The organism is Streptomyces sp. NPDC002788 (assembly GCF_053592115.1).
The window spans coordinates 119,828-145,253 of sequence record NZ_JBSFVB010000019.1 but is presented as its reverse complement, the minus strand read 5'-3'; the positions used below and the strand labels follow the sequence as shown (position 1 = coordinate 145,253).

The 25,426-nt window shown below is 70.5% G+C and carries 28 protein-coding genes and 1 pseudogene; 21 read left to right on the top strand and 8 right to left on the bottom strand.

The annotated features are described in order from the left end of the window. From ACWD1U_RS30525 to ACWD1U_RS30510, 4 genes are read right to left on the bottom strand one after another with little or no spacing between them, the layout of a single operon-like run. Positions 1–1,518 carry a glycosyltransferase family 2 protein gene (locus tag ACWD1U_RS30525; RefSeq protein WP_451112375.1) on the bottom strand — a complete coding sequence of 506 codons (1,518 nt, stop codon included), beginning with the start codon at positions 1,516–1,518 and terminating at the stop codon, positions 1–3. Beyond that, on the bottom strand, positions 1,515–2,615 hold the full coding sequence (locus ACWD1U_RS30520; protein ID WP_451112373.1) for a HEAT repeat domain-containing protein: 1,101 nt from the start codon (positions 2,613–2,615) through the stop codon (positions 1,515–1,517). Before ACWD1U_RS30520 ends, ACWD1U_RS30525 begins: the two co-directional genes overlap by 4 nt. Next, on the bottom strand, positions 2,612–2,986 hold the full coding sequence (locus ACWD1U_RS30515; RefSeq protein WP_451112372.1) for a response regulator transcription factor: 375 nt from the start codon (positions 2,984–2,986) through the stop codon (positions 2,612–2,614). The genes ACWD1U_RS30520 and ACWD1U_RS30515 overlap by 4 nt, the downstream gene beginning before the upstream one ends. Next, positions 2,986–3,339 (bottom strand): response regulator, encoded by a 354-nt coding sequence (locus tag ACWD1U_RS30510; protein ID WP_451112386.1) that lies wholly within the window; start codon positions 3,337–3,339, stop codon positions 2,986–2,988. The genes ACWD1U_RS30515 and ACWD1U_RS30510 overlap by 1 nt, the downstream gene beginning before the upstream one ends. A 253-nt stretch (positions 3,340–3,592) precedes the next feature. On the opposite strand from ACWD1U_RS30510, the gene ACWD1U_RS30505 reads away from it, so the two are divergent. Genes ACWD1U_RS30505 through ACWD1U_RS30470 form a run of 8 tightly spaced genes read left to right on the top strand, consistent with a single transcriptional unit; the run spans position 3,593 to position 10,163 of the window. Beyond that, positions 3,593–4,345 (top strand): helix-turn-helix transcriptional regulator, encoded by a 753-nt coding sequence (locus ACWD1U_RS30505; RefSeq protein ID WP_451112371.1) that lies wholly within the window; start codon positions 3,593–3,595, stop codon positions 4,343–4,345. Further along, a complete protein-coding gene (gene sufB, locus ACWD1U_RS30500; RefSeq protein WP_451112369.1) occupies positions 4,342–5,763 on the top strand; it encodes a Fe-S cluster assembly protein SufB in 1,422 nt (473 codons plus the stop codon). Before ACWD1U_RS30505 ends, sufB begins: the two co-directional genes overlap by 4 nt. 58 nt (positions 5,764–5,821) lie before the next feature. Further along, on the top strand, positions 5,822–7,006 hold the full coding sequence (gene sufD / locus ACWD1U_RS30495; protein WP_451112368.1) for a Fe-S cluster assembly protein SufD: 1,185 nt from the start codon (positions 5,822–5,824) through the stop codon (positions 7,004–7,006). Continuing rightward, complete coding sequence (locus ACWD1U_RS30490) at positions 7,003–7,320, top strand: non-heme iron oxygenase ferredoxin subunit (RefSeq protein WP_451112366.1); 318 nt, start codon at positions 7,003–7,005, stop codon at positions 7,318–7,320. The genes sufD and ACWD1U_RS30490 overlap by 4 nt, the downstream gene beginning before the upstream one ends. A 7-nt stretch (positions 7,321–7,327) precedes the next feature. Then, positions 7,328–8,092, top strand: a complete 765-nt coding sequence (gene sufC / locus ACWD1U_RS30485; RefSeq protein WP_451112364.1) for a Fe-S cluster assembly ATPase SufC — start codon at positions 7,328–7,330, stop codon at positions 8,090–8,092. Further along, positions 8,089–9,345, top strand: coding sequence for a cysteine desulfurase (locus ACWD1U_RS30480; RefSeq protein ID WP_451112362.1), 1,257 nt, complete (start codon positions 8,089–8,091; stop codon positions 9,343–9,345). Before sufC ends, ACWD1U_RS30480 begins: the two co-directional genes overlap by 4 nt. Before the next feature lie 18 nt (positions 9,346–9,363). Beyond that, positions 9,364–9,834, top strand: coding sequence for a Fe-S cluster assembly sulfur transfer protein SufU (gene sufU / locus ACWD1U_RS30475; protein ID WP_451112360.1), 471 nt, complete (start codon positions 9,364–9,366; stop codon positions 9,832–9,834). Then, a complete protein-coding gene (locus tag ACWD1U_RS30470) occupies positions 9,831–10,163 on the top strand; it encodes a metal-sulfur cluster assembly factor (protein WP_053670670.1) in 333 nt (110 codons plus the stop codon). Before sufU ends, ACWD1U_RS30470 begins: the two co-directional genes overlap by 4 nt. Before the next feature lie 187 nt (positions 10,164–10,350). Here the strand turns inward: ACWD1U_RS30470 and ACWD1U_RS30465 are convergent, their stop codons facing one another. Then, on the bottom strand, positions 10,351–11,181 hold the full coding sequence (locus tag ACWD1U_RS30465) for an AbfB domain-containing protein (RefSeq protein WP_451112358.1): 831 nt from the start codon (positions 11,179–11,181) through the stop codon (positions 10,351–10,353). Positions 11,182–11,360: 179 nt separating this feature from the next. Between ACWD1U_RS30465 and ACWD1U_RS30460 the strand changes: the two genes are divergently transcribed. The 6 genes and pseudogenes from ACWD1U_RS30460 to ACWD1U_RS30435 all read left to right on the top strand — a co-directional run bounded on the left by ACWD1U_RS30460 (position 11,361) and on the right by ACWD1U_RS30435 (position 14,536). After that, entirely contained in the window at positions 11,361–11,681 is a 321-nt protein-coding gene (locus tag ACWD1U_RS30460) for a DMT family transporter (protein WP_451112356.1), read from the top strand. After that, entirely contained in the window at positions 11,681–12,229 is a 549-nt protein-coding gene (locus tag ACWD1U_RS30455) for a TetR/AcrR family transcriptional regulator (RefSeq protein WP_451112354.1), read from the top strand. The genes ACWD1U_RS30460 and ACWD1U_RS30455 overlap by 1 nt, the downstream gene beginning before the upstream one ends. Before the next feature lie 120 nt (positions 12,230–12,349). Continuing rightward, positions 12,350–13,339, top strand: a complete 990-nt coding sequence (dapD, locus tag ACWD1U_RS30450; RefSeq protein WP_451112352.1) for a 2,3,4,5-tetrahydropyridine-2,6-dicarboxylate N-succinyltransferase — start codon at positions 12,350–12,352, stop codon at positions 13,337–13,339. Positions 13,340–13,447: 108 nt separating this feature from the next. Beyond that, positions 13,448–13,678, top strand: coding sequence for a hypothetical protein (locus ACWD1U_RS30445; RefSeq protein WP_451112350.1), 231 nt, complete (start codon positions 13,448–13,450; stop codon positions 13,676–13,678). Positions 13,679–13,842: 164 nt separating this feature from the next. Continuing rightward, positions 13,843–14,224: pseudogene (locus ACWD1U_RS30440) on the top strand (SigE family RNA polymerase sigma factor); the annotation flags it as partial. Further along, complete coding sequence (locus ACWD1U_RS30435; RefSeq protein WP_451112389.1) at positions 14,204–14,536, top strand: hypothetical protein; 333 nt, start codon at positions 14,204–14,206, stop codon at positions 14,534–14,536. The pseudogene ACWD1U_RS30440 and the gene ACWD1U_RS30435, both read left to right, overlap by 21 nt. On the opposite strand, the gene dapA is transcribed toward ACWD1U_RS30435, so the two are convergent. After that, complete coding sequence (gene dapA, locus ACWD1U_RS30430) at positions 14,537–15,421, bottom strand: 4-hydroxy-tetrahydrodipicolinate synthase (protein WP_451112348.1); 885 nt, start codon at positions 15,419–15,421, stop codon at positions 14,537–14,539. A 430-nt stretch (positions 15,422–15,851) separates the two neighbouring features. Here dapA and ACWD1U_RS30425 point away from each other — a divergent pair, with 430 nt between their 5' ends. The 3 genes from ACWD1U_RS30425 (at position 15,852) to ACWD1U_RS30415 (ending at position 17,072) form a co-directional block, all read left to right on the top strand. Then, positions 15,852–16,271 (top strand): phage holin family protein, encoded by a 420-nt coding sequence (locus ACWD1U_RS30425; protein WP_451112347.1) that lies wholly within the window; start codon positions 15,852–15,854, stop codon positions 16,269–16,271. Then, positions 16,268–16,633 (top strand): DUF3618 domain-containing protein, encoded by a 366-nt coding sequence (locus ACWD1U_RS30420; protein WP_451112345.1) that lies wholly within the window; start codon positions 16,268–16,270, stop codon positions 16,631–16,633. Before ACWD1U_RS30425 ends, ACWD1U_RS30420 begins: the two co-directional genes overlap by 4 nt. Before the next feature lie 148 nt (positions 16,634–16,781). After that, positions 16,782–17,072, top strand: a complete 291-nt coding sequence (locus ACWD1U_RS30415; RefSeq protein WP_451112343.1) for an antibiotic biosynthesis monooxygenase — start codon at positions 16,782–16,784, stop codon at positions 17,070–17,072. 54 nt (positions 17,073–17,126) lie between these two features. Here the strand turns inward: ACWD1U_RS30415 and ACWD1U_RS30410 are convergent, their stop codons facing one another. Continuing rightward, positions 17,127–18,956 carry an endonuclease/exonuclease/phosphatase family protein gene (locus ACWD1U_RS30410; RefSeq protein WP_451112341.1) on the bottom strand — a complete coding sequence of 610 codons (1,830 nt, stop codon included), beginning with the start codon at positions 18,954–18,956 and terminating at the stop codon, positions 17,127–17,129. 311 nt (positions 18,957–19,267) lie between these two features. Between ACWD1U_RS30410 and ACWD1U_RS30405 the strand changes: the two genes are divergently transcribed. The 4 genes from ACWD1U_RS30405 (at position 19,268) to ACWD1U_RS30390 (ending at position 24,030) form a co-directional block, all read left to right on the top strand. Beyond that, positions 19,268–20,689, top strand: coding sequence for a hypothetical protein (locus tag ACWD1U_RS30405; protein ID WP_451112339.1), 1,422 nt, complete (start codon positions 19,268–19,270; stop codon positions 20,687–20,689). A 176-nt stretch (positions 20,690–20,865) separates the two neighbouring features. Beyond that, positions 20,866–22,308 carry an alkaline phosphatase PhoX gene (locus tag ACWD1U_RS30400; protein WP_451112337.1) on the top strand — a complete coding sequence of 481 codons (1,443 nt, stop codon included), beginning with the start codon at positions 20,866–20,868 and terminating at the stop codon, positions 22,306–22,308. Between the two features lie 223 nt (positions 22,309–22,531). After that, positions 22,532–22,936: a VOC family protein gene (locus ACWD1U_RS30395; protein WP_451112335.1), complete on the top strand. Its 405-nt coding sequence runs from the start codon at positions 22,532–22,534 to the stop codon at positions 22,934–22,936. A gap of 56 nt (positions 22,937–22,992) precedes the next feature. Then, a complete protein-coding gene (locus ACWD1U_RS30390; RefSeq protein WP_451112334.1) occupies positions 22,993–24,030 on the top strand; it encodes a LacI family DNA-binding transcriptional regulator in 1,038 nt (345 codons plus the stop codon). 153 nt (positions 24,031–24,183) lie between these two features. Here ACWD1U_RS30390 and ACWD1U_RS30385 read toward each other — a convergent pair whose 3' ends face one another. Then, on the bottom strand, positions 24,184–25,386 hold the full coding sequence (locus tag ACWD1U_RS30385) for a TerD family protein (RefSeq protein ID WP_451112332.1): 1,203 nt from the start codon (positions 25,384–25,386) through the stop codon (positions 24,184–24,186). Between the last annotated feature and the right edge of the window lie 40 nt (positions 25,387–25,426).

Below are 25,426 nucleotides of genomic sequence, written 5' to 3'. Positions count from 1 at the left end.
TCACAGTGGACCGCCGCCCTTCCGGACCCGCTCGGACGGGCCGAATCCGCTGCGCTGCATCGAGCCCCACACCTGCGGCGCCCGATGCAGTGCGTCCCACATACCGCACAACCGCCACCACGCCGTGATCTGCCGGTAGCCGATGTTCTCGATGACCGTGCCGACGAGGACGCCCCACATGTCCCGCCACCGTGAGAAGCGGTGGTAGGCGTACTCCTCGACGGCGACCGACACCAGTCCGATGATCACCGCGTAGACGTAGGCGGCGAGCAGGAAGCGCCACAGGAAGTCCACGTCCACCGCGCCGATCAGCACGCTCAGCGGCACCAGCACCAAACCGGCGAGTTCCACCAACGGGGCCACCAGCTCGAAGAGCACGTAGAACGGCAGGGCCACCAGCCCGACGCGGCCGTGGCGAGGGTTGCCGATCATGCGGCGGTGCTTGAGCAGGATCTCCGTCAGGCCACGCTGCCACCGGCGCCGCTGGCGCGCGAGGACTCGCAACGTGGCGGGTGCCTCACTCCATGAGATCGGCTCGGTGACGAAGACGATGCGGTAGTCGCGATGACGGCGGCCCTGCTCGCGCAGGTGCCGGTGGAGGCGGACGACGAGTTCCGCGTCCTCACCGATGCAGTCCGGGTCCATACCTCCCACCGCCACCACCGCATCCCGCCGGAACAGGCCGAAGGCGCCGGCGATGATCAGCAGTCCGCCGACCTTCGACCAACCCGCACGGCCGAGGAAGAAGCCGCGCAGATACTCGACGACCTGTGCGCATCCCAGCAGGTCTGTGGGGGCGCGCACCTCGACCACACGTCCGGCATCGACGGTGCAGCCGTTGGCGATGCCGACCACACCTCCCGACGCCACCACCCGCAGAGGGTCGTCGCTGAACGGTTTGGCGACGGCGAGCAGGGCCTGGGAGTCCAAGATGGAGTCGGCGTCCACCATGCACACCAGCGGGTAGCGAGCCAAGTTGATCCCGACGTTGAGCGCGTCGGCCTTGCCGCCGTTCTCCTTGCGGGCCACCACCACGGGCACGGGACCTCCCCTCGGTAGGTGCAGGGACAGGACCCTGCCCCGCATGGGGACGTCCTCGGGTACGACATGATCCACCTCGGCGAGGTCGAAGGCGTCGGTGAGAGCGTCGAGCGTGCCGTCGGTGGAGCCGTCGTCGACGACGATGACCTCGAACACCGGGTAGCGCAGCAGGAGCATGGCCCGCACGGCGTCCGTGATGCCGGCCGCCTCGTTGTACGCCGGCATGATCACCGAGATGGGAGGGGTGAACGGGCTGGCGGCGGCATCCTCGTAGCCGGCGAAGGACGCCCGGCGCTGCCTCCTGACGAGCTCAGCGAGGGCGAGGAGGATCAGCACCAGGTAACCGCTATTGATGGCTATGAAGTACAGGATGATCGCGGTGTCGCACACCATGATCAGACCGTGCAGCGTGCCCAGCGCTCCGTCCCACAACTCGACCTGCGCCGTGTGCACAGGGCCGCCCCCGTTCGGGCTCACAGAGCCATCCCCACCAGGACGTCGTGGCGCGTGCCGCCGACGGCCGCCTCTGCGAGGGCGGCCCTGGCCTGGGCAACGGCCCGCGTGTCCGAGCGGCCGTCGGCGGCCTCGCGCAACGCCGCCTCACCCGCCGGGCCGAGCCGCAGCAGCGCCCGCGCCGCGGTGCCTGCTACGTGCGGGTCTGTGTCACCGAGCACCTCCCTCAGCGGGCCTGTCGCCGCCACAGCCCCCAGATCGCCGAGCGCCCCGGCGGCCACCATCCGCAGGACGACCGGCTGACCGGGCCGGATGGCAGCCAGGAGCGGTTCCAGGCCGTCGGGCATACCCAGCCTGCCCAGGGCGCGGGCTGCCCGGATCCGGACTTCGGTGTCGGGGTCCTCCCGCAGCGCATGGACGATGTCGGGGGTGCGGGTGATCGCGCCGGTCACCCCCAGCACTTCGATGGCCACGGCCCTGACGACGTGCGCCGGGTCCCCGAGCCCCGCCGCGACGCGGGGTACCGCGTCAGGGCCGAGGGAGGCAAGCGCGGCCGTGACCATCGCGGGCGACACGGTGCGCGCCCCGTGCAGGCTGGCCAGCAGGTGTGGTACGGCCACGGGGTCACCGATGTGGCCCAGCGCCCGTGCCGCGGTCAGCCGCACCTCCCGATCCCGGTCGTCGAGAAGGCGGCACAGCGACACGGCCGCCGGGCGGTGGTGCAGCTGGCCGAGCACCTGTGCGGCACGCCCGCGCCGGATCGTACTGCTGCTGCGCAGACGGGCGACGGCGTCCGCCAGGGAACCGCGCCGCTCGTACAGCTGGACCAGCGTGGTGCGCGCTCGTCCGGAGACCTTGTCCAGCATCGCCGCGACGGTCGGCTCCAGTGCCGTCCAGGTCCGCTTGTCGACGCGCGTGATGCGGTCCAGCAGTTCGCTCTCCTCGTGCTCCGGTGCGCACAGCAGTTCCAGGAGCAGAGCACGCACCGGCGCCGCGATGCGTCGGCGTCTGCCCTGCCGGTAGGCACGTACACCGCGGATGCCCGTGATCAGCAGACTCAGGGCCAGTCCGAAGGACAGCAGGAACAGCAGCGCCTGGGTGATGAAGCCGAGGGGGATCACCGCTCTACCCGGCTGAGCATCGCGGCGACGCGGCTGGACAGCTCCCGCGGACTGAACGGTTTCACGATGTAGTCGTCGGCGCCCGCCGCGAAGCCGAGTTCGACGTCTCCCTCCTGGGAGCGGGCAGTGATCAGGATGACGGGGAGCGAGGCGGTTCCAGGGGCCGCGCGCACCGCGCGGCAGACGTCCAGTCCCGACATCCCCGGCATCCGGATGTCGAGGAGCACGAGATCGAAAGGCTGCGCACCCGCCGCTCGCAGCGCGGCCACCCCGTCCTCCACGGCCGTGACCTGGTGACCGCATTGCGTCAACTTGAACGCCACGAGGTCTCGGATGTCGGCGTCGTCGTCGGCTATCAGGACACGAGCCATTACTCCTCCTGCGATACGGAGCTGCGGTAGGAGGCGAGCAGCCGTGCCACCGTCGCCTGCCGGAACGGCTTGGCCAGCAGTGCGTCCGTCGCGAGCTCGACCAGGTACTCCCTGTCGAGCACGGACGAGACGACCAGGTGGCAGCGCTTCGTCCGCTCGTTCGCTCGCAGTCTGCGGATGACTTCCCGCCCGTCGATCCCGGGGAGCAACATGTCGACGATCGCCATGTCCGGGGGATCGGCGAACGCCAGGTCCAGCCCTTTCTCGCCCGAGTCCGCGACGGTCACGCGGCAGTCGAGTCCCACCAGATGCCGCTTCAGCAGGGCACTGACATCGTGGTCGTCCTCGATCACCAAGACGTGTACAAGTCCGTGCTGTGAGTTCATCGGCATCCCGCCGAAAGAGGTGCGTTTACTTAGAAAATAGAACGAAAGGGTCATTTCTGCCACAGGAGTCACGCCGGTCCCATGGGGTCCATCAGACCTCAGTGTCGATCGGAAAAGATCGTTTCCGCAGGTCAGTTAGGTTTGCCTAAGTGACACACGGCACCGTCGGGTGGCCCGGCGCGGCTTGCCCGGCCCTGAAGAATTACGCAACAATGGCGTTGTGAAAAACGTCGGCGAGGCTCAGGAGACCCCCATGGGGGTCCCGCAGGAGGAGCTCGCGGCTGGGTTGCGCGCGGACCGGTCCACCCGCAACCGGGTCGCGCGGTCCATCCTGGACCACGGCCCCTCGACCGTCGCCGAGCTCGCCGAGCGGCTGGGCCTGACCCAGGCGGCCGTGCGCCGGCACCTCGACGCCCTCACGGGCGACGGAGTCGTGGAGGCGCGCGAGCAGCGGGTCTACGGCGCGCGTACCCGCGGCCGGCCGGCCAAGGCGTTCGCCTTGACGGACTGCGGCCGGGACGCCTTCGACCAGTCCTACGACAAGCTCGCCGCGGACGCGCTGCGCTGGATCTCCGACCGCGAGGGCGGCAACGAGGCGATCGCTGCCTTCGCCCGCGCCAGGATCGCGGCGCAGGCGAGCGCGTACCGCCAGGCGGTCGAGGCCGCCGCGCCCGAGCAGCGGACCGAAGCCCTGGCCAAGGCCCTGAGCGCCGACGGGTACGCTGCTGCGGCGCGCAGCGCGCCCCACCCGCAGCAGGGTGAACAGCTCTGCCAGCACCACTGCCCGGTCGCCCACGTCGCCGAGCAGTTCCCGCAGCTGTGCGAGGCGGAGACGGAATTCTTCGCGGAGCTGCTCGGTACGCACGTACAGCGACTCGCCACCATCGCGCACGGCGACGGCGTCTGCACGACGTTCATCCCCAAGATTTCCCACAACGCATCTGCAAGCACGGCCGGGAGGAACCCCGCATGACTCTCCCCACGGAGACTGCCCACCCTGAGCTCGAGGGCCTGGGCAAGTACGAATACGGCTGGGCCGACTCCGACACGGCCGGCGCCTCTGCCAAGCGCGGCATCAACGAGGACGTCGTCCGCGACATCTCCGCCAAGAAGAACGAGCCGGAGTGGATGACCAAGCTCCGTCTCAAGGGCCTGCGCCTGTTCGAGAAGAAGCCCATGCCGAACTGGGGCTCGGACCTCTCCGGCATCGACTTCGACAACATCAAGTACTTCGTGCGCTCCACGGAGAAGCAGGCGGAGTCCTGGGAGGACCTGCCCGAGGACATCAAGAACACGTACGACAAGCTGGGCATCCCCGAGGCCGAGAAGAACCGCCTCGTCGCCGGTGTCGCGGCGCAGTACGAGTCGGAGGTCGTCTACCACCAGATCCGCGAGGACCTGGAGGAGCAGGGCGTCATCTTCCTCGACACCGACACGGCCCTGAAGGAGCACCCGGAGCTCTTCAAGGAGTACTTCGGGACCGTCATCCCCGTCGGCGACAACAAGTTCGCGTCGCTGAACTCCGCCGTGTGGTCGGGCGGCTCCTTCATCTACGTGCCGCCGGGCGTTCACGTCGAGATCCCGCTCCAGGCCTACTTCCGTATCAACACGGAGAACATGGGCCAGTTCGAGCGGACGCTGATCATCGTCGACGAGGGTGCCTACGTGCACTACGTCGAGGGCTGCACCGCCCCGATTTACAAGTCGGACTCGCTGCACTCCGCGGTCGTCGAGATCATCGTCAAGAAGAACGCCCGCTGCCGCTACACGACCATCCAGAACTGGTCGAACAACGTCTACAACCTGGTCACCAAGCGCGCCGTGGCCTACGAGGGCGCGACCATGGAGTGGGTCGACGGCAACATCGGCTCCAAGGTGACGATGAAGTACCCGGCCGTCTACCTGATGGGCGAGCACGCCAAGGGCGAGACGCTGTCCATCGCCTTCGCCGGCGAGGGCCAGCACCAGGACGCGGGCGCCAAGATGGTCCACATGGCGCCGAACACCTCGTCCAACATCGTGTCGAAGTCCGTCGCGCGCGGTGGCGGCCGTACGTCCTACCGCGGTCTGATCGAGATCGGCGAGGGCGCCGCGGGCTCCAAGTCGAACGTGCTCTGCGACGCGCTGCTGGTCGACACGATCTCCCGCTCGGACACCTACCCCTACGTGGACGTCCGCGAGGACGACGTGTCCATGGGGCACGAGGCCACCGTCTCCAAGGTCTCCGAGGACCAGCTCTTCTACCTGATGAGCCGCGGTCTGAGCGAGTTCGAGGCGATGGCGATGATCGTGCGCGGCTTCGTCGAGCCCATCGCCAAGGAACTCCCCATGGAGTACGCGCTGGAGCTCAACCGGCTGATCGAGCTGCAGATGGAAGGCGCGGTCGGCTAGTCCCCGCCGCCGTCCCATCAAGCCCCTTACGCAACGGAAAGCGAGCACTACGACAGCCATGGCTGAGGCTCAGAACATCCCGGTGGGTTCTACCACCACCGGCTCGATCGCGGTGGCGGCCGAGTCGACCGTCGCCACCCGCATGAGCGCGCCCCCCTCCTTCGACGTCGCGGACTTCCCCGTTCCGCACGGCCGCGAGGAGGAGTGGCGGTTCACCCCGCTGGAGCGCCTGCGCGGCCTGCACGACGGCACCGCCGTCGCCACCGGCAACGGACTGAAGGTCGACGTCCAGGCCCCCGAGGGCGTCACCGTCGAGACCGTCGGCCGCGACGACGCGCGGCTCGGCAGGGCGGGCACCCCGGTGGACCGCGTCGCCGCCCAGGCCTACTCGGCGTTCGAGAAGGCCTCCGTTGTGACCGTGCCGAAGGAGACCGTCCTCACCGAGCCGATCCGCATCGCGGTGCACGGCGAGGGCGGCACCGCCTTCGGCCACCAGGTGATCGAGCTGGGCGCCTTCGCCGAGGCCGTCGTGGTCATCGACCACACCGGTGACGCGGTGCTCGCCGCCAACGTGGACTACCTCCTGGGCGACGGCGCCAAGCTGACCGTCGTCTGTGTCCAGGACTGGGACGACGAGGCCGTCCACGTCGCCCAGCACAACGCGCTCGTCGGTCGCGACGCCTCCTTCAAGTCGGTCGTCGTCACCTTCGGCGGCGACCTCGTCCGGCTGCACCCGCGCGTCAGCTACGCCGGCCCCGGCGGCGAGGCCGAGCTGTTCGGCCTGTACTTCACCGACCAGGGCCAGCACCAGGAGCACCGCCTCCTGGTCGACCACAACGTCCCGCACTGCAAGTCGAACGCCGTCTACAAGGGCGCGCTCCAGGGGGATGGCGCGCACGCGGTGTGGATCGGCGACGTGCTCATCGAGGCCGCCGCCGAGGGCACGGACACGTACGAGATGAACCGCAACCTGGTTCTCACGGACGGGGCACGCGTGGACTCCGTACCGAACCTCGAGATCGAGACCGGCGAGATCGTCGGCGCCGGCCACGCCTCGGCGACCGGCCGTTTCGACGACGAGCAGCTCTTCTACCTCATGGCCCGCGGCATCCCGGAGCACGAGGCCCGCCGTCTGGTGGTCCGCGGCTTCTTCGCCGAGCTGGTCCAGCAGATCGGCCTCCCGGACATCGAGGAGCGCCTGATCGCCAAGATCGAGGAGGAGCTGGAGGCGGCGGTCGGATGACCTTCGTACGCGCCTGTGGTCTCGGCGAGCTGGAGGAGGACACCCCGAAGCGGGTGGAACTCGACGGCACGCCCGTGTCCATCGTGCAGACCGAGGACGAGGTGTTCGCGATCCACGACATCTGCTCGCACGCGAACGTCTCCCTGTCGGAGGGCGAGGTCGACGACTGTCACATCGAGTGCTGGCTGCACGGCTCGCGCTTCGACCTCCGCTCCGGCAAGCCCGACGCCCTTCCCGCGACGCGCCCCGTCCCCGTATACCCCGTAAAGATCGAAGGGGACGACGTGCTCGTCTCCCTCACCCAGGAGTCCTGAGGCACCCATGGCAACGCTTGAAATCCGAGACCTGCACGTCACCGTCGAGGTCGAGAACGGCACGAAGGAAATCCTCAAGGGTGTCGACCTCACCGTGAAGCAGGGCGAGACGCACGCCATCATGGGCCCCAACGGCTCGGGCAAGTCGACCCTCGCCTACTCCCTCGCGGGACACCCGAAGTACACGATCACCGGCGGCACCGTCACCCTCGACGGCGAGGACGTCCTGGAGATGTCCGTCGACGAGCGCGCCCGCGCCGGCCTGTTCCTGGCGATGCAGTACCCGGTCGAGGTCCCGGGTGTCTCCGTGTCGAACTTCCTGCGCACCTCCGCGACCGCCATCCGCGGCGAGGCCCCCAAACTGCGCACCTGGGTGAAGGAGGTCAAGGAGGCCATGCAGCGCCTCAACATGGACCCCGCCTTCGCCGAGCGCAACGTCAACGAGGGCTTCTCCGGCGGTGAGAAGAAGCGCCACGAGATCCTCCAGCTGGAGCTGCTCAAGCCGAAGATCGCGGTTCTCGACGAGACCGACTCCGGCCTGGACGTCGACGCCCTGCGCGTCGTCTCCGAGGGCGTCAACCGCGTCCGCGAGACCGGCGAGGTCGGCACCCTGCTGATCACGCACTACACGCGCATCCTGCGCTACATCAAGCCCGACTTCGTCCACGTGTTCTCCGCCGGCCGCATCGTCGAGTCCGGCGGCGCCGAGCTCGCCGACAAGCTGGAGAACGAGGGCTACGAGGCTTACACGAAGGGTGGCGTATCCGCGTGACACAACTGCCGGGCCTCCTCGACACCGAGGCGATCCGCAAGGACTTCCCGATCCTGGACCGGCAGGTCCACGACGGTCGGAAGCTCGTGTACCTGGACAACGCGGCGACCAGCCAGAAGCCGCGCCAGGTGCTGGACGCACTCAGTGAGTACTACGAGCGCTACAACGCCAACGTCCACCGCGGTGTGCATGTGCTCGCCGAGGAGGCCACGGCGCTGTACGAGGGCGCGCGCGACAAGGTCGCGGAGTTCATCAACGCGCCCTCGCGTGACGAGGTGATCTTCACCAAGAACGCCTCGGAGTCGCTCAACCTCGTGGCGAACATGCTGGGCTGGGCCGACGAGCCCTACCGCGTGGACTCCGAGACCGAGATCGTCATCACGGAGATGGAGCACCACTCCAACATCGTGCCGTGGCAGCTGCTCGCGCAGCGCACGGGCGCGAAGCTGAAGTGGTTCGGCCTCACCGACGACGGCCGCCTGGACCTGTCGAACATCGACGAGGTCATCACCGAGAAGACGAAGATCGTCTCCTTCGTGCTGGTCTCCAACATCCTCGGCACCCAGAACCCGGTCGAGGCGATCGTGCGCCGCGCCCAGGAAGTCGGCGCCCTGGTGTGCGTCGACGCCTCCCAGGCCGCGCCGCACATGCCGCTGGACGTGCAGGCCCTGCAGGCCGACTTCGTGGCCTTCACCGGCCACAAGATGTGCGGCCCGACCGGCATCGGCATCCTCTGGGGACGCCAGGAGCTGCTGGAGGACCTGCCTCCGTTCCTCGGCGGCGGCGAGATGATCGAGACCGTGTCGATGCACTCGTCGACGTACGCCCCGGCGCCCCACAAGTTCGAGGCGGGCACACCCCCGATCGCCCAGGCGGTCGGTCTCGGCGCGGCGATCGACTACCTCAGCTCGATCGGCATGGACAAGATCCTCGCCCACGAGCACGCGCTCACCGAGTACGCCGTGAAGCGGCTGCTGGAGGTCCCCGACCTGCGCATCATCGGCCCGACCACGGCCGAGGAGCGGGGCGCGGCGATCTCCTTCACCCTGGGCGACATCCACCCGCACGACGTGGGCCAGGTCCTCGACGAGCAGGGCATCGCGGTCCGGGTCGGCCACCACTGCGCCCGTCCGGTCTGCCTGCGCTACGGAATTCCTGCGACCACGCGAGCGTCGTTCTATCTGTACTCCACGCCGGCCGAGATCGACGCGCTGGTCGACGGCCTGGAGCACGTTCGGAACTTCTTCGGCTGAAGGGCGTGAGCTGAGACCGTGAAGCTGGACTCCATGTACCAGGAAGTCATCCTGGACCACTACAAGAACCCGCACGGGCGGGGCTTGCGGGATGGCGACGCCGAGGTGCACCACGTCAACCCGACGTGCGGTGACGAGATCACGCTGCGCGTGAAGTACGACGGCACGACGATCGAGGACGTCTCGTACGAGGGCCAGGGCTGTTCCATCAGCCAGGCCTCGGCGTCCGTGCTGAACGAACTGCTGGTCGGCAAGGACCTGTCCGACGCGCAGAAGATCCAGGAGACCTTCCTGGAGCTGATGCAGTCCAAGGGCAGGATCGAACCCGACGACGCGATGGAGGACATCCTGGAGGACGCGGTCGCGTTCGCCGGGGTGTCCAAGTACCCGGCCCGGGTCAAGTGCGCCCTGTTGAGCTGGATGGCCTGGAAGGACGCGACGGCCCAGGTGCTGGGCGGAGCCGACGCCGAGAAGGAGACGACGGCATGAGCGAGACCGTTGAGATGAAGCCGGCCTCGGAGGAAGAGGTCCGTGAGGCGCTGTACGACGTCGTCGACCCCGAACTGGGCATCGACGTCGTCAACCTCGGCCTGATCTACGGCATCCACATCGACGAAGCGAACATCGCGACGCTCGACATGACCCTGACCTCGGCGGCCTGCCCGCTGACGGACGTCATCGAGGACCAGGCCAAGTCGGCCACGGACGGCCTCGTGAGCGAACTGCGCATCAACTGGGTCTGGATGCCGCCGTGGGGCCCGGACAAGATCACGGACGACGGGCGGGAGCAGCTTCGGGCGCTGGGCTTCAACGTCTGAGCAGCCGACCGGCCCCGTCGAGGCCCCCGGAGACCCTTGAGTGGATTTCGAGATCCGCAGGAACAGGGCACCGGGGGCCTCGGTCGTTCAGTGGCGCAGTGCACGGACGAGCGTCCGAAAGGGGTCGCTGGCCGCTTCTTGCGCCAGGGGAAACACCGGAGTCCTTCGCCATGCGTGCCCCGAGGCGTCAGCTCAGACCCGGCTCCAGCCAGAACGCCGAGTCCGCGTGGTACAGGTCGCTGCGCTGGTACGGGTCGAGGCGGAGCCGGAAGTCGCGGTGGCGCAGGAAGCGGCCGGGGTAGTTGACCGACTCCAGCATGATCGAGCCCGCGTGGGACGGGCGGGGGCAGAAGGTGGCGTCCTTGCGGAAGAGGGCGGAGCCGTCATCGCCGTCCTTGACCAGGACGAAGCTGCGGTGGCGGAGGTAGCGGCCGTCCGCGGTGGCGAATGAGTAGCAGGAGGGGTCGGCGAGACCCGCGACGCGCTTGAAGGTGGCGTCCTCCCGTTGTTCGGATCCGGAGCCGATCCGGTCCAGGCGGACGTAGCCGTCGCGCACGTGCCAGTGGCGGTCGGGGTAGTTGACCGAGCGTATGGAGGTGCCGCCGGCGTACGGGGGCTTCGGGGTCTTCGAAGAGGTGTCGGGCGCCGGTGACTTCGGTGCCTTCTTCTGCGGCTCCGGCGTGGGGGCGGCGCTGGTGGGTGCGCTCGTGGTCGGCGTGGGGGACGGGTGGCCGCGGTCCGCGCCCGGCGATTTCGAGCCGCTCTTGGAGGGGGTCGCGAACGAGATCAGGCCACCCGGGGCCGAGCTGCCGAGTGTGGTCGGCTCCGCCGCCTCGGGCGTCGTCTCGCGCGGTTCGTTCTCCCTCACGGTGATGGCCGTGACGCACGCGGTGACCGTGGCCAGGGCGAGGGCGCCCGCCAGCCAGAGCCGTCGCGTTCCCGGTGCCCGGGTGGTGTCCGGGGCCCAGCCGCTCTCCCACGGGCGGTCCTGCGGGGGCCGGGACTTGTCTTCTGCCATGCGCTTTTCCTCCGCGGGCACCCTTGACGGCGGCGCAGTTGTGGTGGCCCGGTGTGTGATCGGTGGACACCGTAGTGGACGCGTGGGACCCCTGGGACTCGTTTTGCGAGAGCGGTTTCTCACCGATATCCGAGGCCTCTTTGTGTACGGTCGTACAGATGTTGTGTACGGTCGTACGCATGGGATATCTGCTGCTGGCCGGCGCCATAGCCGCCGAAGTGGGCGCGACCACCGCCATGAAGTACAGCGACGGGTTCAGCAGGCTCACGCCCTCGCTGCTCACGCTCGCCGGCTATCTCCTCTCCTTCGGGTTGCTCGCGCAGACGCTGAAAACCGTCTCCGTCGGCACGGCCTACGCCATCTGGGCCGGAGCCGGCACGGCGGCCATCGCCACGATCGGCATCGTCTTCCTCGGGGAGGGGATGACCGTCGCCAAGGCCGTCGGGATCGCGCTGATCATCGTCGGAGTCGTGGTGCTGAACCTGGGAGGTGCGCACTGATGCCCCGGCGCCACGACCCCGAGCGGCGGCAGCGGATCATCGACGCGGCGATCCGGGTCGTCGGCTCGAGGGGCATCGCCGGACTGAGCCACCGCACTGCCGCCGCCGAGGCCGACGTCCCGCTCGGCTCCACGACGTACCACTTCAAGACCCTCGACGAGCTGCTGGTCGCCGCACTGCGGCAGACCAACGAGGGCTTCGCCAAGGTGATCGCCTCCTGTGGCGGTCCGGATGGTCCCGGGACCGATCTGGCCGCCGAACTCGCCGGGTGGATCGGCCAGTGGCTCGCCGGTGACCGTACGGGGGTGGAGCTCGAGTACGAGCTGTACCTTGCCGCCCTGCGCCGGCCCGCGCTGCGGCCCGTCGCCGCCGAGTGGGCCGAGGGCGTCGCCGAGCAGCTGTCCCGACGGACGGACCCCGTGACCGCCCGGGCGCTGGTGGCGGTCGTCGACGGCATCTGCCTCCAGGTGCTGCTGACCGGGGTGCCGTACGACGAGGCCTATGCCCGGCAGGTGCTGGGGCGAGTCGTCGCGGGGGCCGGTGGGTGACGCCGACGGGCGGGGTGTCCGCGCTGCCGAGGGGCGCCTTCGAGGAGGGATACCGCCCGTCACGTGAGACGCCCCCGCACCGGTTCGCCTGGACCGCCGTCCGCCGGTTAGGTTGCCCTCATGACCGACACGACTGCTCCTCGCACCACCGGCGCCGTGGCCGCCGGCCTCGCCACGATCGCCGCCGACGGCACCGTTCTCGACACCTGGTTCCCCGCGCCCGAGCTCCTCGACGAGCCCGGCCCGTCCGGCACCGAGCGGCTGTCCGCCGAGCGTGCCGCGGAGCTGCTCGGCGGTGGCGCCACCGCGGCGGTCGGCCCGGACGCCCGCCGGGGCGTCGAGGTGGTCGCGGTCCGCACGGTCATCGCCTCGCTAGACGAGAAGCCGATCGACGCCCACGACGCCTACCTGCGCCTGCACCTGCTCTCGCACCGCCTGGTCAAGCCGCACGGCCAGAGCCTGGACGGCATCTTCGGCTTCCTCGCCAACGTCGCCTGGACCTCGCTCGGCCCGGTCGCCGTCGACGACCTGGAGAAGGTCCGGCTCAACGCCCGCGCCGAGGGCCTGCACCTGCAGGTGACCTCCGTCGACAAGTTCCCGCGCATGACGGACTACGTGGCCCCCAAGGGCGTCCGGATCGCCGACGCCGACCGGGTCCGCCTCGGCGCTCACCTCGCCGAGGGCACCACCGTCATGCACGAGGGCTTCGTCAACTTCAACGCCGGCACGCTTGGCACGTCGATGGTCGAGGGCCGCATCTCCGCCGGTGTCGTCATCGGCGACGGCTCGGACATCGGCGGCGGCGCCTCCACGATGGGCACCCTGTCCGGCGGCGGCAACGTCATCATCTCCATCGGCGAGCGCTGCCTGATCGGCGCCGAGGCGGGCGTGGGCATCGCCCTCGGCGACGAGTGCGTCGTCGAGGCCGGCCTCTACGTCACTGCCGGCACCCGCGTCACCATGCCCGACGGCCAGATCGTCAAGGCCCGCGAGCTCTCGGGCGCCTCCAACATCCTCTTCCGCCGCAACTCGGTCACCGGCACCGTCGAGGCCCGGCCGAACAACGCGGTCTGGGGCGGACTGAACGAGATCCTCCACAGCCACAACTGACGATCCCCGTACGGATGACCCGGCGTGACCTCGCGGTGGTTTCGGCAGATGAACGGGTGGACGCAGTGTCCGATCAGACGCCGAACCGACGAAACGAGGAACCGAGGCATGAGGAACGAGCAGGGGCGGGCCGTGGCGCGCTGCCTGGCGGGGGCGGTCACGGCGCTGGCGGTGTGCTGGCTGCCGGCGGGGGCCGCGCACGCCGACGAGACCAACACGGGCTCGCACAACGGCCACCGGGTCGGTCTGCTCAACGTCAACGTCGGCCAGATCGACGATCCGGCGGAGGACGTGCTGGAGCACACGCTGCTGTTCGGTGACGGGTACGCCTGGAACTGAACCGGAGACGGCACATCGACGGGACGGCCCGTGTCGCAGACGCCTGCGGCACGGGCCGTCCCGTTTTCGTTCCCGGCGGGTGGCATGGCGGGAGGCTCCCGTACGCGTCACAGGGAGTACGGGGGCCGGGCACAGGGTCCGCTCCGGGGAGAGCGAAGGTGACGATGGATGCCGAAGCACAGGAGAGTCTCCGGGAGTTCGTGGCGAACCGGTCGTCCGCGCTGCTGAGGACCGCCATCCTGCTCAGCGGCGGCGACCGGCACGCGGGCGAGGACCTGCTCCAGAACGCGCTGATCAAGGCGGCGGGCCGCTGGCACCGCATCGAGGAACCCGAGGCGTACGTCCGCCAGGTTCTCTACCGGCAGCAGGTCAGCCGCTGGCGGCTGAAGTGGCCGAGGCGCGAGCTGAGCGTCGCCGAGCCGCCGGAGACGGTCACCGCCCCGGACGCCTCCGGCCGCAGCCGAACTGCGCCTGCTGATGCGCGGCGCGCTGACCCGGCTGACCGCCCGGCAGCGCACCGTATTCGTGCTGCGCAGGTACCGGGAGTGGTACGTCGACGCGGGGGTGTCGCCTGACGGGCAGCTCGTCGCCGGTGGGTTCGCGGGCCGGAAGTGGAAGAGGTCCTCCTCGGTCCTCGACGCGCGCACCGGAGACAAGCGCGAGGTGCGGCAGCAGCTGCTCGCCTGGGCGGACGGGAACTCGCTGGTCGCGTGGGACATCGGGCCGGACGGGAACGAGTACCACCAGCGGCTGGTGCTCGTGACGATCGGCGGCAAGAAGACGACCCCGCTCAGTGATTACCGCTCGCCCAAGGACAACACGAAGGGACGGTGGGAACCGGTGTTCGCGGAGCGGTGATCACGTCCCGGCGAGCTCCGCGTGGAGCGACGAAAGAGTGTCGGTCGTCGCGGGATCGGCGGCCCGGAGCGGGGCGCGGACCGGGCCTGCGGGGAGGGCCAGGGCGTTCAGGAGCGCCTTGGTCGTGACGGTGCCCGGCAGGCCCGCCGACATGATCGCCTCGATGAGGGGGGTGGCCCGCTGCTGGAGGCGGGCCGCCCGCGTGGTGTCGCCCGCGTCGAACGCGTCCAGAACGGCTCGCAGGCGGTGCGGGATCACGTTGGCGACCGTGCTGACGTACCCCGTGCCGCCTACGGCGTACAGCGCGAGGTTGTGTTCGTCGCAGCCCGCGTAGTAGGCCAGGTCCGTGCGGGCCAGTACCTTCTGGGCGCCCAGGAAGTCGTAGGAGCAGTCCTTGACCGCGGCGATCCGGGGGTGTCCGGCGAGGCGCAGGAGCGTTTCCGGCTCGATGCGGGCACCGGTGCGAGCCGGGATGTCGTAGAGCATGAGCGGGAGTCCGGTGGTGTCCGCGATCTCGCGGAAGTGGGCTTCGATCGCGTCCTGCGGGGGGCGGCTGTAATACGGAGAGACCACCAACAGGCCGTCCGCGCCCGCCTTTTCCGCCTCTCTCGCCAGTTCGGTGGTGTGGCGGGTGTCGGGGGTGCCGATGCCCGCGACGATCGACGCCCTGTCGGCCACGGCCTCGCGGACGGCGGTGATCAGCGCCGACTTCTCGGCGTCCGTGGTGGTGGGGGACTCGCCTGTGGTGCCGGAGAGGACGAGGCCGTCGCAGCCGTTGTCGACCAGGTGGGCGGCGAGGTGCTGGGCGCCGTCGAGGTCCAGGGCTCCGGAGTCGGTGAAGGGGGTGATCATCGCGCAGAGGGTGCGGCCGAAGGGAGTCGTCATGAGAGTAGTGTTCGGCAGCCCGATCGCGTAGCTCCACTTAATTTTTCTACCGGGTGCCGTTAAGCATTGCTTTGAGGTGCGGTGGAACTGGTGTCTTCCGTCCGATGGGGCGGGTCGGGTGGCGGGCGCTCGCGCCCTGTGGGGCGTCGCGCGGGGCCGGGTGTCGTTTTCGTTCGCCGCGTTCGCTCAGTTGGCGGGGAGGGGGTGCGGGTCGCGGCCACGGGTGGTAAGGCGTCGGCGGGGCCGGAGTCGCCGGAGGGGCCTGGGGCCCGAACTCGTGTCTGAGGCACCGCCGTTGCAGACACGGTGCGACTGGTTCCGGGCGTGGCCGGCCCGACTCGGTGAGCGGGGGGACGGGGCCGGGCTGTAGGGGTAGCCGACGGGCCGGCCGGGTACTCGGGGGTTCCTACTTCGAGAGGAGGGGAACACCGTGACCGGGACCATGAACCATCGGACCGTGCACGACGAGCGCCACTCCGTGGGTGAGCTCGTCGGACAGGCCGCCGAGCAGCTCTCCCGGCTCGCGCGGCAGGAAGTGGCGCTCGCGAAGGAAGAGCTGGCCGAGAAGGGGCGGCGGGCGGGGCGTGGCGGTGGGCTGCTCGGTGCGGCGGGCGCCGTCGCGTATGCCGGGTTCCTCGCGCTGGCCGGTACGGGAGCCGCCGCGCTCTCGCTGGTGCTGCCGGTGTGGGCGGCGGCGCTGATCGTCACCGGGGTGCTGTTCGTGATCGCGGCTGTGCTGGCCGTGGTCGGCCGGGGACAGCTGCGGCGGGCCGCGCCGCCCACGCCCGAGGAGGCGCTCGGCAGTGTCAAGGCGGACGTGGAGGAGATCAGGGAAAGGGCGCATCGATGACGAAGCCGACGGGTGGGGCCAAGGGGCCCGACGAGCTGCGGCGGCAGATCGAGCAGACGCGTGGCGAACTCGGCAACACGGTGCAGGAGTTGGCCGGGAAGGCCGATGTGAAGGGGCGTGCGCTCGCTCGGGCCGCTGATCTTCGGGACAAGGCCGGGGCGATGACGGTGCAGTTGCGGAGCAGCGCGGCGCAAGCCGGACACGCGGTGCAGGATCGGGCCGCGCACGCGGGGCCCGGGCCGGTGCGGACGCTGGTGCAGGCCGGGGTGCGGCATCCGGGTCCGGTGCTGGTGGCCGGGGCGGCCGCGGGCGTGGTGGCCGTCGGGGTGCTGCGATGGAGGCATGTCCACGGGCACCGCTGAAGGGCCGGGTGCCGCGCCCCCGCCCCCTTCCGCGGGCCGGGGGCGCGGGCGCGTCGTGGCCGGCGTCCGGGCTGCCTCGGCCGCGCCCGGTCGTGCCGCCGGGGCGCCGCGGATGGGCGCCTGACGGGCGCCCGGGCTGATCGTCACCGTGCGGATCGACTTCGAGGGCGGGCAGCGCCGGGAGGAGTGGGTCGATCTCGTGCTGAAGGCTCTGGAGGACGACCCGGAGGGGCATGCCGGTCTGGTGTCCGCTCACTTCCATGTGAGTACGGACGGCCGGCACGTGCTGAACTACGCCGAGTGGGAGAGCGCCGAGGCCTACGACCGGGCGCTGGCCGCGCCGTCGACCGATGCCTGGGAGCGGGTGCGGACGTGTCCGGGAGTCGCGAGGGCCACCGGCAGCCGGTACGTGCACGCCCTGGGGCTGGTGCCCGGGTGAGAGAGGGACCGTGAGGCCGGCCGAACGCGTCGTTCGGCCGGCCCCGGGCCGGGGTTACGGGCGGAAGCGCAGGACCTGCGGGTCGTGGTCGCTGATCTGGTCGTTGAACTCCGCGTTGATGTGCACGCTGTCGTACTCGAAGTCGCAGCCGCGGCGGATCGACGGGCTGATCAGGATCTGGTCGAGGACCTGACTGTTGCCCTGGTAGACGTACGAGTAACGCTCGCTTCCGGGCAGCGACTTGATCGCCGACCAGAGTTCGCCGCGGCCCTCGAGGAGCTGCGCGGTCCGGGAGAACTCGAAGTCGTTGATGTCGCCGAGCGTGATGACGTCCGCGTTCTTCTGGGTGTCGAGGATGTCCTTGACGAAGGCGTTCACCAGGGTGGCCTGCTGGTGGCGCTGGGTCTCGGAGCTACGCGACGGCGGCTGGTACTGGGAGGTCAGGCCCTGGTCGCCGCCCTTGGAGTTGAAGTGGTTGGCGATCACGAAGACCGTGCGGCCGCGGAAGACGAACTCGCCGGCCAGCGGCTTGCGGCTGTTCCTCCAGGCCTCGTCGGCCGGGGCGATGCGGCCGGGGCTGAGCGTCAGGTGCGCCTTGCCGCGGATCTTCGTCACGCCGGTCGCCGTCGTGGCGTCGCCGCCCGCGCGGTCCGCGAAGGAGACCCGCTCCGGGTTGAACAGGAACACCTGGCGGATGTTGCCGCCGGGCTGACCGCCGTCGGTGTTGTCGGCCGGGTCGATCGAGCGCCAGTCGTACTTCGGGCCGCCGGCCGCGACGATCGCGTCGATCAGCTGGGTCATGGTCCGGTCGGCGGCGACCGTGCCGTCGTTCTTGGCGCCGTTGTTGTCCTGGATCTCCTCCAGGGACACGATGTCCGGCGACTTCAGGTTGTTCACGATCGCGGAGGCGTGGGCGGCGAAGGTGTCGTCGGTCGGGTCCAGGTTCTCGACGTTGTACGTGGCGACCGCGAGCTCGCCGGAACGCTGCTTGCGGGTCGTCTCGCGCTGCACACCCGCGCTCTTCAGCGTGCCGAGTTCACTCGCGACCAGGGTGTAGCCGCCGAACTGGTTGTAGTCCAGGGGGCCTGCGGTGGCGCCCTGGAGGGTGTCGCCCACGTTCGCCTTCGGGAAGTCGGCCGCGGCTCCGAGGGACTGGATCTGGAGGCGGCCCGTGTTCTGGGCGTCGTAGGAGCCGTAGACCGTGCCGCCGCGGCGGTTGCGGTTCTCGTGCGGCTTCACCGTCACCCACAGCTCGGTGTACGGGTCGGTGGCGCCGACCACGCGGGCGTCGGCGACCCGGACGGTCATGCCCTCCAGCGCCTCGTAATAGTCCAGGGCGTACTCGGCGGGCTTGAGGGGGAGGGGGTTGATCGAGCCCCCGGCGGCGGTGTCGCCGGCCGGCGCGTAGGCGGCGGGGACGGACCTCGCGGTGACGGCCGTGGCGGCGGGGAGCTCGTTGCCGCCGGAGACGACCGTGGTCGTCGGTTTGGTGATCTCCGTCAGGGACTGGTTGCCGGAGGTCGTGCCGCCGGGGACGTACTCCGAGACCGTGCCGCTGACCGTGACGGAGTCACCGACGGCGACGCCCTTCGGGGTGGAACCGGTGAAGACGAAGACGCCCTCACTGGTCGCCGGGTCGGTGTCCGGGTTCGGGTCCTGGATCCAGAAGCCGCGGGACGAGCCGTAGGTGCGGACGCCGGTGACGATTCCGGCCACGTCCGTGACCTGCTTGCCGGCGTACGGGGAGATCCGGGTGCTGCCCTGGATGTCGTGAATACGCACCGATTCCGCGTGCGCGGGGGTCGTGAGGACGATCGTGGATGCCGCGGAACACGCGGCGGCGACGGTGAGCGCGGCGAGGCGCGCGGACGACTTGCTCGGCAACGGGATTCCCTCCGGGGACGTGACAGGGCGCCGGGACGAGGGCGGAACGAGTGGACGGCTTGCTGCCGCGGCCTGTGGGGCGGCGCGGTGTGACGTGCGTAGAGGGCGATGGACGGGGCGCGTGGTGGGGCAGGCCCGGTGAACAGGTGTCCGCCGACTTCTACGCGCGTCAATCTCCAGCGTGGCCATGTCACTTGTCAAGGTTTCGGCCGTGTACGGCGGTCGACGGGGAGATGAAGTGGGCGGCATGGGTGGAAATCCGTCTAGGCTGAGCGGCTGAGTCACCTGAGGCGCGCTAGGAGAATCAGCCGATGTCAGACAGCTCCTCCCCCCTGCCGCCCGTGCGGCTGCACACCGAAGCGGAGCTGGCGCGGGACGCGCTGTCCACGCCGTTGCTGTCCCGGGCCGCCCGGCTCGCCCGCTGGGCCGGGCCGGACACCCGCGTCGACGCGGGAGGCGGGCTCGTCGACGAGCAACTGCCCGCCGCGGTCGAGGCGCTCGGACTGAGCGGGGACGACGCCGCCGCCGACGCCAGTGAGGCCTGGCGGGTCGCCGTGGACGCCGGTCTCGTCGAGATCGTCGACGAGGAGGAGGGCACCGTCACGGTGGGTGAGGAGCTCGCGCTGCTCACCGGCGGATCCCCGCAGGACGTGCTCGCCGTGTGGCTCGCCGCCCTGGACACCGCGCTCGCCGACGCGAGCGTGCCCGATCTGGACGGGCTCGTCGACGAGGACGGCGAGGTCGACCTCTCCGCCCTCGACTGGGACCCGGAGGCCGAGGCCGAGTTCCTCGACGGCGTGCTCGGCAACCTCTACCTGCTGACCGCCGGCGAGGACACCCCGGGCGGCGCCCCGGTGCCGCTTCCGGCGCTGGCCGCCTCGGTGATCGTGCCCAGCGACATGGGCGAGCCCACCAACGACGTCCTGGAGCAGGTGTCCGACGCGATGATGCGGCTGGACGGCCAGTTCCGGATGCTGGAGCCGGTGGGGTTCGTCGAGTACCAGCCCGTCGACGAGGCGCTCATGAACGACGCCGACGAGGAGCCGGCGGCGCCCGTCGACGACACCGACGTCTCCCGGTACGGCATGGTCCGCCTCACCCCGCTCGGGGTGTACGGCATGCGCGTCCGGCTGCTGGAGGCCGGATTCGATGCGCCGGCCGTCGGGGACCTCGCGGACAAGGGTGCCGACGCGCTGCTCGACGGCACGGCCGCGTTTCCGCCGGGGGCGGCGCAGGCCGAGACCGAGCAGTGGCTGGAGCGCCGGGAATCGCTCGCCGCGGCACGGGAGTTGCTGGCGGCGGCCCGGGGTTCGGACGCGGGGGCGCCGCTGCGGCGGCTGCGGTGCCAGCAGGCCCTGTCGCTGGTGGGGGCTTCGGCCGGGCCGGCCCTGCGGGAGGTGCTCGACGACGCCGAGTTGGGCGGTCTCGCCCGGGTCTGGCTCACCGAGCATGGTGCGGCGGACGTGCCCGCCCCTTCGGAGACGATGGTCTATTGGCTGACCATCGACACGGTCGCCGCGCAACTGGCCGCGGAGGGGAACTCCGAGGAGCTGCGGGCGCTGGTGGAGGGGCTCGCGCAGCAGCACGGCGGGTTCTTCGCGGCCGTGTGGCGGGTCGACCATCCCGCTACGGCTGATGTGCTGGAGGCGATGGGGCGGTTGCATCCGGACAAGAAGGTCGCCAAGGAGGCTCGGAAGGCGGCCTTCAAAGCGCGGTCGCAGCAGGGGGGCTGAGCTCGTCTCGCGGGTGCGGGCCCGTTGTGGCTGGTCACGCCTGGCGGCGGAGCCCGCGGGAATCAGACCCGCGCCCCTTCGAGTGTTGTTCAACCGGCGTTCATGGATGAGCGGCACGGTGTCGCCGAACGAGGTCCGCCACCCTCCACGGCATTCTCACCGTCACAGGAGACACCATGTCGCTCACCCGCAGGGACTTCGCCAGAAACTCCGCGATCACCGGTGCCGGTGTCGCGCTGGCGGGCAGCGTCGGGGCCCTCGCCACCGCGCCGAACGCCCTCGCGTCCTACGACACCGACAGTGCGGAGGGCGCGGCGGACGCCCGGCACGGAGTCGGCTACGGACCGCTCGTCCCCGACCCCAAGGGCATCCTCGCCCTGCCCGCCGGCTTCACGTACCGGATCATCACCTACAGCGGGAAGACCAAGCTGGAGTCCGGGGAGTTCACGCCGTCCAACCACGACGGCACCGCCACCTTCGACGGCCCCCGCGGCACCACCCTGCTCGTCAACAACCACGAGCTGAAGGGGCCGCGCACCAAGTGGAAGTACCCGGTGCCGCTCACCGAGGGCCTCGTCTACGACCCGGCCGCCGCCGGCGGCTGCACGGTCGTCGAGGTGCGTCCCGACGGACGCGTCGCCGAATGGGTGGGCATCGCCGGCACCTCCACCAACTGCGCCGGCGGCCGCACCCCGTGGGGCACCTGGCTCACCTGTGAGGAGAACTCCGACAAGGCCGGTGTCAACGGCATGACCAAGGACCACGGCTACGTCTTCGAGGTCGACCCCTGCGACCGGCGCGCCAACCGCGCCCCCAAGCCGCTGAAGTTCTTCGGCCGCTACGACCACGAGGCCGTCGTCATCGACCCCAGGCGCGGCCACGCCTACCTCACCGAGGACGCCGCCGCCCCCAACGGCCTCCTCTTCCGCTGGACCCCGCCGAAGGGCTTCGAATACGGCCCCGGCAGGTTCCGCACGCTGGCGGACGACGCCGGCCTCCTCCAGGCGCCCAAGTGCTACGACTCCGGAGGCCGGTTCGTCGACGACCTGTCCCGTGCCACCAGGATCGGCACCGTCTACGGTGTCGACTGGGTGGACGTACCCGACCGCGACGCCCGCACCACCCCCGTGCGCAAGCAGTTCAGCGACAGCGAGGTCACCCGCGCCCGCAAGCTGGAGGGCATGTGGTGGGGCGACGGCGGCGCCTACATCGTCTCCTCGTACGCCCGTGAGGAGAGCCCCGTACAGCACGACGGCCAGGTCTGGTTCTACGACCCCAAGCGCCGCACCCTGACCTTGAAGGTGCTGCTCGGGGTGAACCCCGACCCGTCCGCGGACGGCGCGTTCGACGGACCCGACAACATCACCGTCTCCCCGTACGGCGGTCTCGTCATCGCCGAGGACGGGGAAGGCGTGCAGCACCTGTTCGGGGCCACCGACAGCGGGCGTACGTACCCGATCGCGCGCAACGAGCTGAACATCGGTACCGAGGAGGAGCCGGAGTACAGCGAGTTCGCCGGTGTCACCTTCTCGCCCGACGGCCGGACCCTCTTCGCCAGCATCCAGACGCCCGGAATTCTGCTCGCCATCACCGGCCCCTGGAAGCGCCAGAAGCGGTAGTCGATTCGCTCGCGGTTCCCGCGCTGCGCCTCCTACCGTGAGATCACGACGTCACGCACCAGCCCGGGACGCCGACTGGCCCTGGGCGGCCTGAGAGACCGTGGCCCGCACCGCGAGGCGAGCGCGGGCCACGGCCTCTCCGCCGGGTGCGATCCCGCCCGCTCCGGGAATCAGCAGGCCGGTCGGCGCGTTGTGAGCGGTGATCCGATCACGAGGAGTCGCCATGTCCGACCAACCAGCCGTCCGGGAACTCCGCCTGGTCGTGACGGCGGACGACTACGACGCCGCGCTGCACTTCTACCGGGACGTGCTCGGTCTGCCCGAGCGGGGCGCCTTCGCCTCGGAGGACGGACGGGTCACGATCCTCGAGGCCGGGCAGGCCACCCTGGAGCTGGCCGACCCGAACCACGCCGCCTTCATCGACGAGGTCGAGGTGGGGCGGCGGGTGGCCGGGCACGTCCGGGTCGCCTTCCAGGTGGACGACTCCGCCGCCACCACGGCGAAGCTGGCCGCCGCCGGAGCCGAGGTCGTCGCCGAGCCGACCCGTACCCCCTGGAACTCCCTGAACTCCCGGCTCGAAGCCCCTGGCGCGCTCCAGCTGACACTGTTCACCGAGCTCGGCGACTGACGGGCCCGCCCGCAGCCCCTGCCGGGCCGCGCAGGGCGCCGGATACAGTGCTGGGCGTGTGGACGGACGATCAGCGCGCGGAGCCGGGAGCCGAGCGACCCGACGGTACACGGCGCCGGGCCACGATCCACGACGTCGCACGCCTGGCCGGGGTGTCACGCCAGACGGTCTCCCGGGCGGTCAACGACAAGGGTGAGATCGACCCGGGCACCAAGGAGCGGGTCCTGGAGGCGGCGCGGCTCCTGGACTACCGGCCGAGCCGGTTCGCGCGCGGACTCGTCCAGAAGGGCGCGGTGACGGCGGGCCTGGTCATACCCGACCTGCGCAACCCTTTCTTCCCGGAGGTGGCCGCAGGGGTGCTGGAGGCGGCCGAGCAGCGCGGCTGGCAGGTCGTGGTGTGGGACTCCCGGATCGACGAGGCCCGCGAACGCCAGGCGCTCGACGTGCTGTCCCATCAGGCGGACGCCGTCGTCGGCTACTTCAAGGACCCGGACGACCTCCTCACCCGGCACATCGGGGGCGTACCGCTGGTGCTGCTGGAACGCGGCCCGCGGCAGACCCGGTTCGCGGCCGTGGGCATCGACGCCGCGACCGGGGTCGAGCGGGGCATGGACCATTTGTTCCGCGCCGGGCACCGCAGGATCGGCATGCTGGACGGGGCCCACGGCCCCGGTCCGCGCAGACAGGCCTTCCTGGAGCAGGTGCGGCGGCTCGGCCTGCCGGTCGACGACGACTGGGTCGTCATCTGCCCCGAGCACAGCGTGGCGGGCGGCGAGGCCGGCATGGCACGGCTGCTGGACACGCGGCCCGAGATCACCGCTGTCTTCGGCTTCAACGACCTCATCGCGGTCGGGGCCATGCGCACCGCCCGCCGCCGTGGCCGGAGCGTCCCGGACGACCTGGCCGTGCTCGGCTTCGACGGCCTCTCCCTGGGCGAGCTGGTGGAACCCGCGCTGACCACCCTGCACATCGACAAGCGGCAGCTGGGGCGGCTTGCCGTGGAGCAGGTGGCCCGGCTGCGCGCGGGGGAGGAGCCGCTGCGGGGCGCGGAGGCGTGGGTGACGCCGGAACTGGTGGTCCGCGACTCCGCCTGACCTGTTCCGAAGATCAGCCGTGCCGTTCCCCCGACACCGGTTCTCGGGCGCCTCCACTCGACTCCGGCCCATCTGGGCCGACGAGCGCAGACGAGGGCCGGGCGCCGGACGCCCCCTGGCCGGGGGCGTCCCGGGACGTCGGCTGTGGGTGCGTTACAGCGCCTGGGCCGCCGGCTTCACCATCCCCCGCACCGTGCGGGACTTCACGAAGTCGCCCATGGCCGTCATGTCCCACTCGCCGGAGAACTGGCGGATCAGCTTGGCCATCAGCACGCCGGTCTGGGCTTCGGCGCCGGTGAGGTCGAAGCGGACCAGTTCCTCGCCGGTCGCGCCGTCCAGGAGGCGGCAGTAGGCCTTGGCGACCTCCGTGAACTTCTGGCCGGAGAAGGAGTTGACCGTGAAGACAAGGCCGGTGACCTCCTGGGGGAGGCGGCCGAGGTCGACCGTGATGACCTCGTCGTCGCCGCCGCCCTCGCCCGTGAGGTTGTCACCGGAGTGCCGGATCGCGCCGCCCACGATCTGCAGCTTGCCGAAGTAGCAGCTGTCGATGTGGTTGCGCTGCGGCCCGTAGGCGATGACCGAGGCGTCCAGGTCGATGTCCTTGCCGCGGTACGCAGGCTCCCAGCCGAGGCCCATCTTGACCTGGGAGAGCAGCGGGCGGCCGCCCTTGATCAGGGAGACGGTCTGGTTCTTCTGGAGGCTGACGCGGCCCTTGTCGAGGTTGATCTTCCCGGAGCCGGGCGCGGGCGGGGGCGGCGTGGCCGGGGCGGCCGGGGGTGCCGCGGGCGTGGCAACGGGCGGGGCCGGCGGCTGCGCCGGGGCCGGCGGCGGGGTCAGCGGCTGGGCCGGGGCGGCGGCGGCCGGTTCCTCCACCGTGACCCCGAAGTCCGTGGCGATGCCCGCGAGGCCGTTGGCGTAGCCCTGCCCGACGGCGCGGGCCTTCCACTGGCCGTTGCGCTGGTAGATCTCCACGATCACCAGGGCCGTCTCGCTGCCGAGCTGCGGGGGCGTGAACGTGGCGAGGACGGAGTTGTCGTCGGCGTTGCGGATCGTGGCCGTCGGTTCGACGCCCTGGAAGGTCTGGCCCGCGGCGTCAGGGCTCGCCGTCACGGCGATCTTCTCGATGCCCGGGGGGAGGGCGGCCGTGTCGACCGTGATCGCGTCGGGCGCGGAGCCGCCGCCCGAGCGGTACGTCACGCCCGGGCCCGACGGCTGGTTGTAGAAGATGAAGTCGTCGTCGGAGCGCACCTTGCCGTCGGCGGTGAGCAGCAGGCCCGATACGTCGAGCCGCACCGGAGCGGCGACGTCCACCGTCACGCGGGCGGCGGACAGGGGGATGTTCGAGCCAGGGGTCATAGCGGTCATGCCCCGTGAACGAGCGAGGCGGTTTTGCCGT

Excerpts from the sequence above, each read along its gene's own strand:
- ACWD1U_RS30465 (WP_451112358.1), bottom strand. The coding sequence starts at position 11,181 with ATGGCAGAAGACAAGTCCCGGCCCCCGCAGGACCGCCCGTGGGAGAGC.
- ACWD1U_RS30455 (WP_451112354.1), top strand. The coding sequence starts at position 11,681 with ATGCCCCGGCGCCACGACCCCGAGCGGCGGCAGCGGATCATCGACGCG.
- sufD (WP_451112368.1), top strand. The coding sequence starts at position 5,822 with ATGGCTGAGGCTCAGAACATCCCGGTGGGTTCTACCACCACCGGCTCG.
- dapA (WP_451112348.1), bottom strand. The coding sequence starts at position 15,421 with ATGACGACTCCCTTCGGCCGCACCCTCTGCGCGATGATCACCCCCTTC.
- ACWD1U_RS30405 (WP_451112339.1), top strand. The coding sequence starts at position 19,268 with ATGTCAGACAGCTCCTCCCCCCTGCCGCCCGTGCGGCTGCACACCGAA.
- dapD (WP_451112352.1), top strand. The coding sequence starts at position 12,350 with ATGACCGACACGACTGCTCCTCGCACCACCGGCGCCGTGGCCGCCGGC.
- ACWD1U_RS30385 (WP_451112332.1), bottom strand. The coding sequence starts at position 25,386 with ATGACCCCTGGCTCGAACATCCCCCTGTCCGCCGCCCGCGTGACGGTG.
- ACWD1U_RS30460 (WP_451112356.1), top strand. The coding sequence starts at position 11,361 with ATGGGATATCTGCTGCTGGCCGGCGCCATAGCCGCCGAAGTGGGCGCG.
- ACWD1U_RS30515 (WP_451112372.1), bottom strand. The coding sequence starts at position 2,986 with ATGGCTCGTGTCCTGATAGCCGACGACGACGCCGACATCCGAGACCTC.
- sufB (WP_451112369.1), top strand. The coding sequence starts at position 4,342 with ATGACTCTCCCCACGGAGACTGCCCACCCTGAGCTCGAGGGCCTGGGC.
- ACWD1U_RS30470 (WP_053670670.1), top strand. The coding sequence starts at position 9,831 with ATGAGCGAGACCGTTGAGATGAAGCCGGCCTCGGAGGAAGAGGTCCGT.
- sufC (WP_451112364.1), top strand. The coding sequence starts at position 7,328 with ATGGCAACGCTTGAAATCCGAGACCTGCACGTCACCGTCGAGGTCGAG.
- ACWD1U_RS30420 (WP_451112345.1), top strand. The coding sequence starts at position 16,268 with ATGACGAAGCCGACGGGTGGGGCCAAGGGGCCCGACGAGCTGCGGCGG.
- ACWD1U_RS30490 (WP_451112366.1), top strand. The coding sequence starts at position 7,003 with ATGACCTTCGTACGCGCCTGTGGTCTCGGCGAGCTGGAGGAGGACACC.
- ACWD1U_RS30445 (WP_451112350.1), top strand. The coding sequence starts at position 13,448 with ATGAGGAACGAGCAGGGGCGGGCCGTGGCGCGCTGCCTGGCGGGGGCG.
- ACWD1U_RS30400 (WP_451112337.1), top strand. The coding sequence starts at position 20,866 with ATGTCGCTCACCCGCAGGGACTTCGCCAGAAACTCCGCGATCACCGGT.
- ACWD1U_RS30395 (WP_451112335.1), top strand. The coding sequence starts at position 22,532 with ATGTCCGACCAACCAGCCGTCCGGGAACTCCGCCTGGTCGTGACGGCG.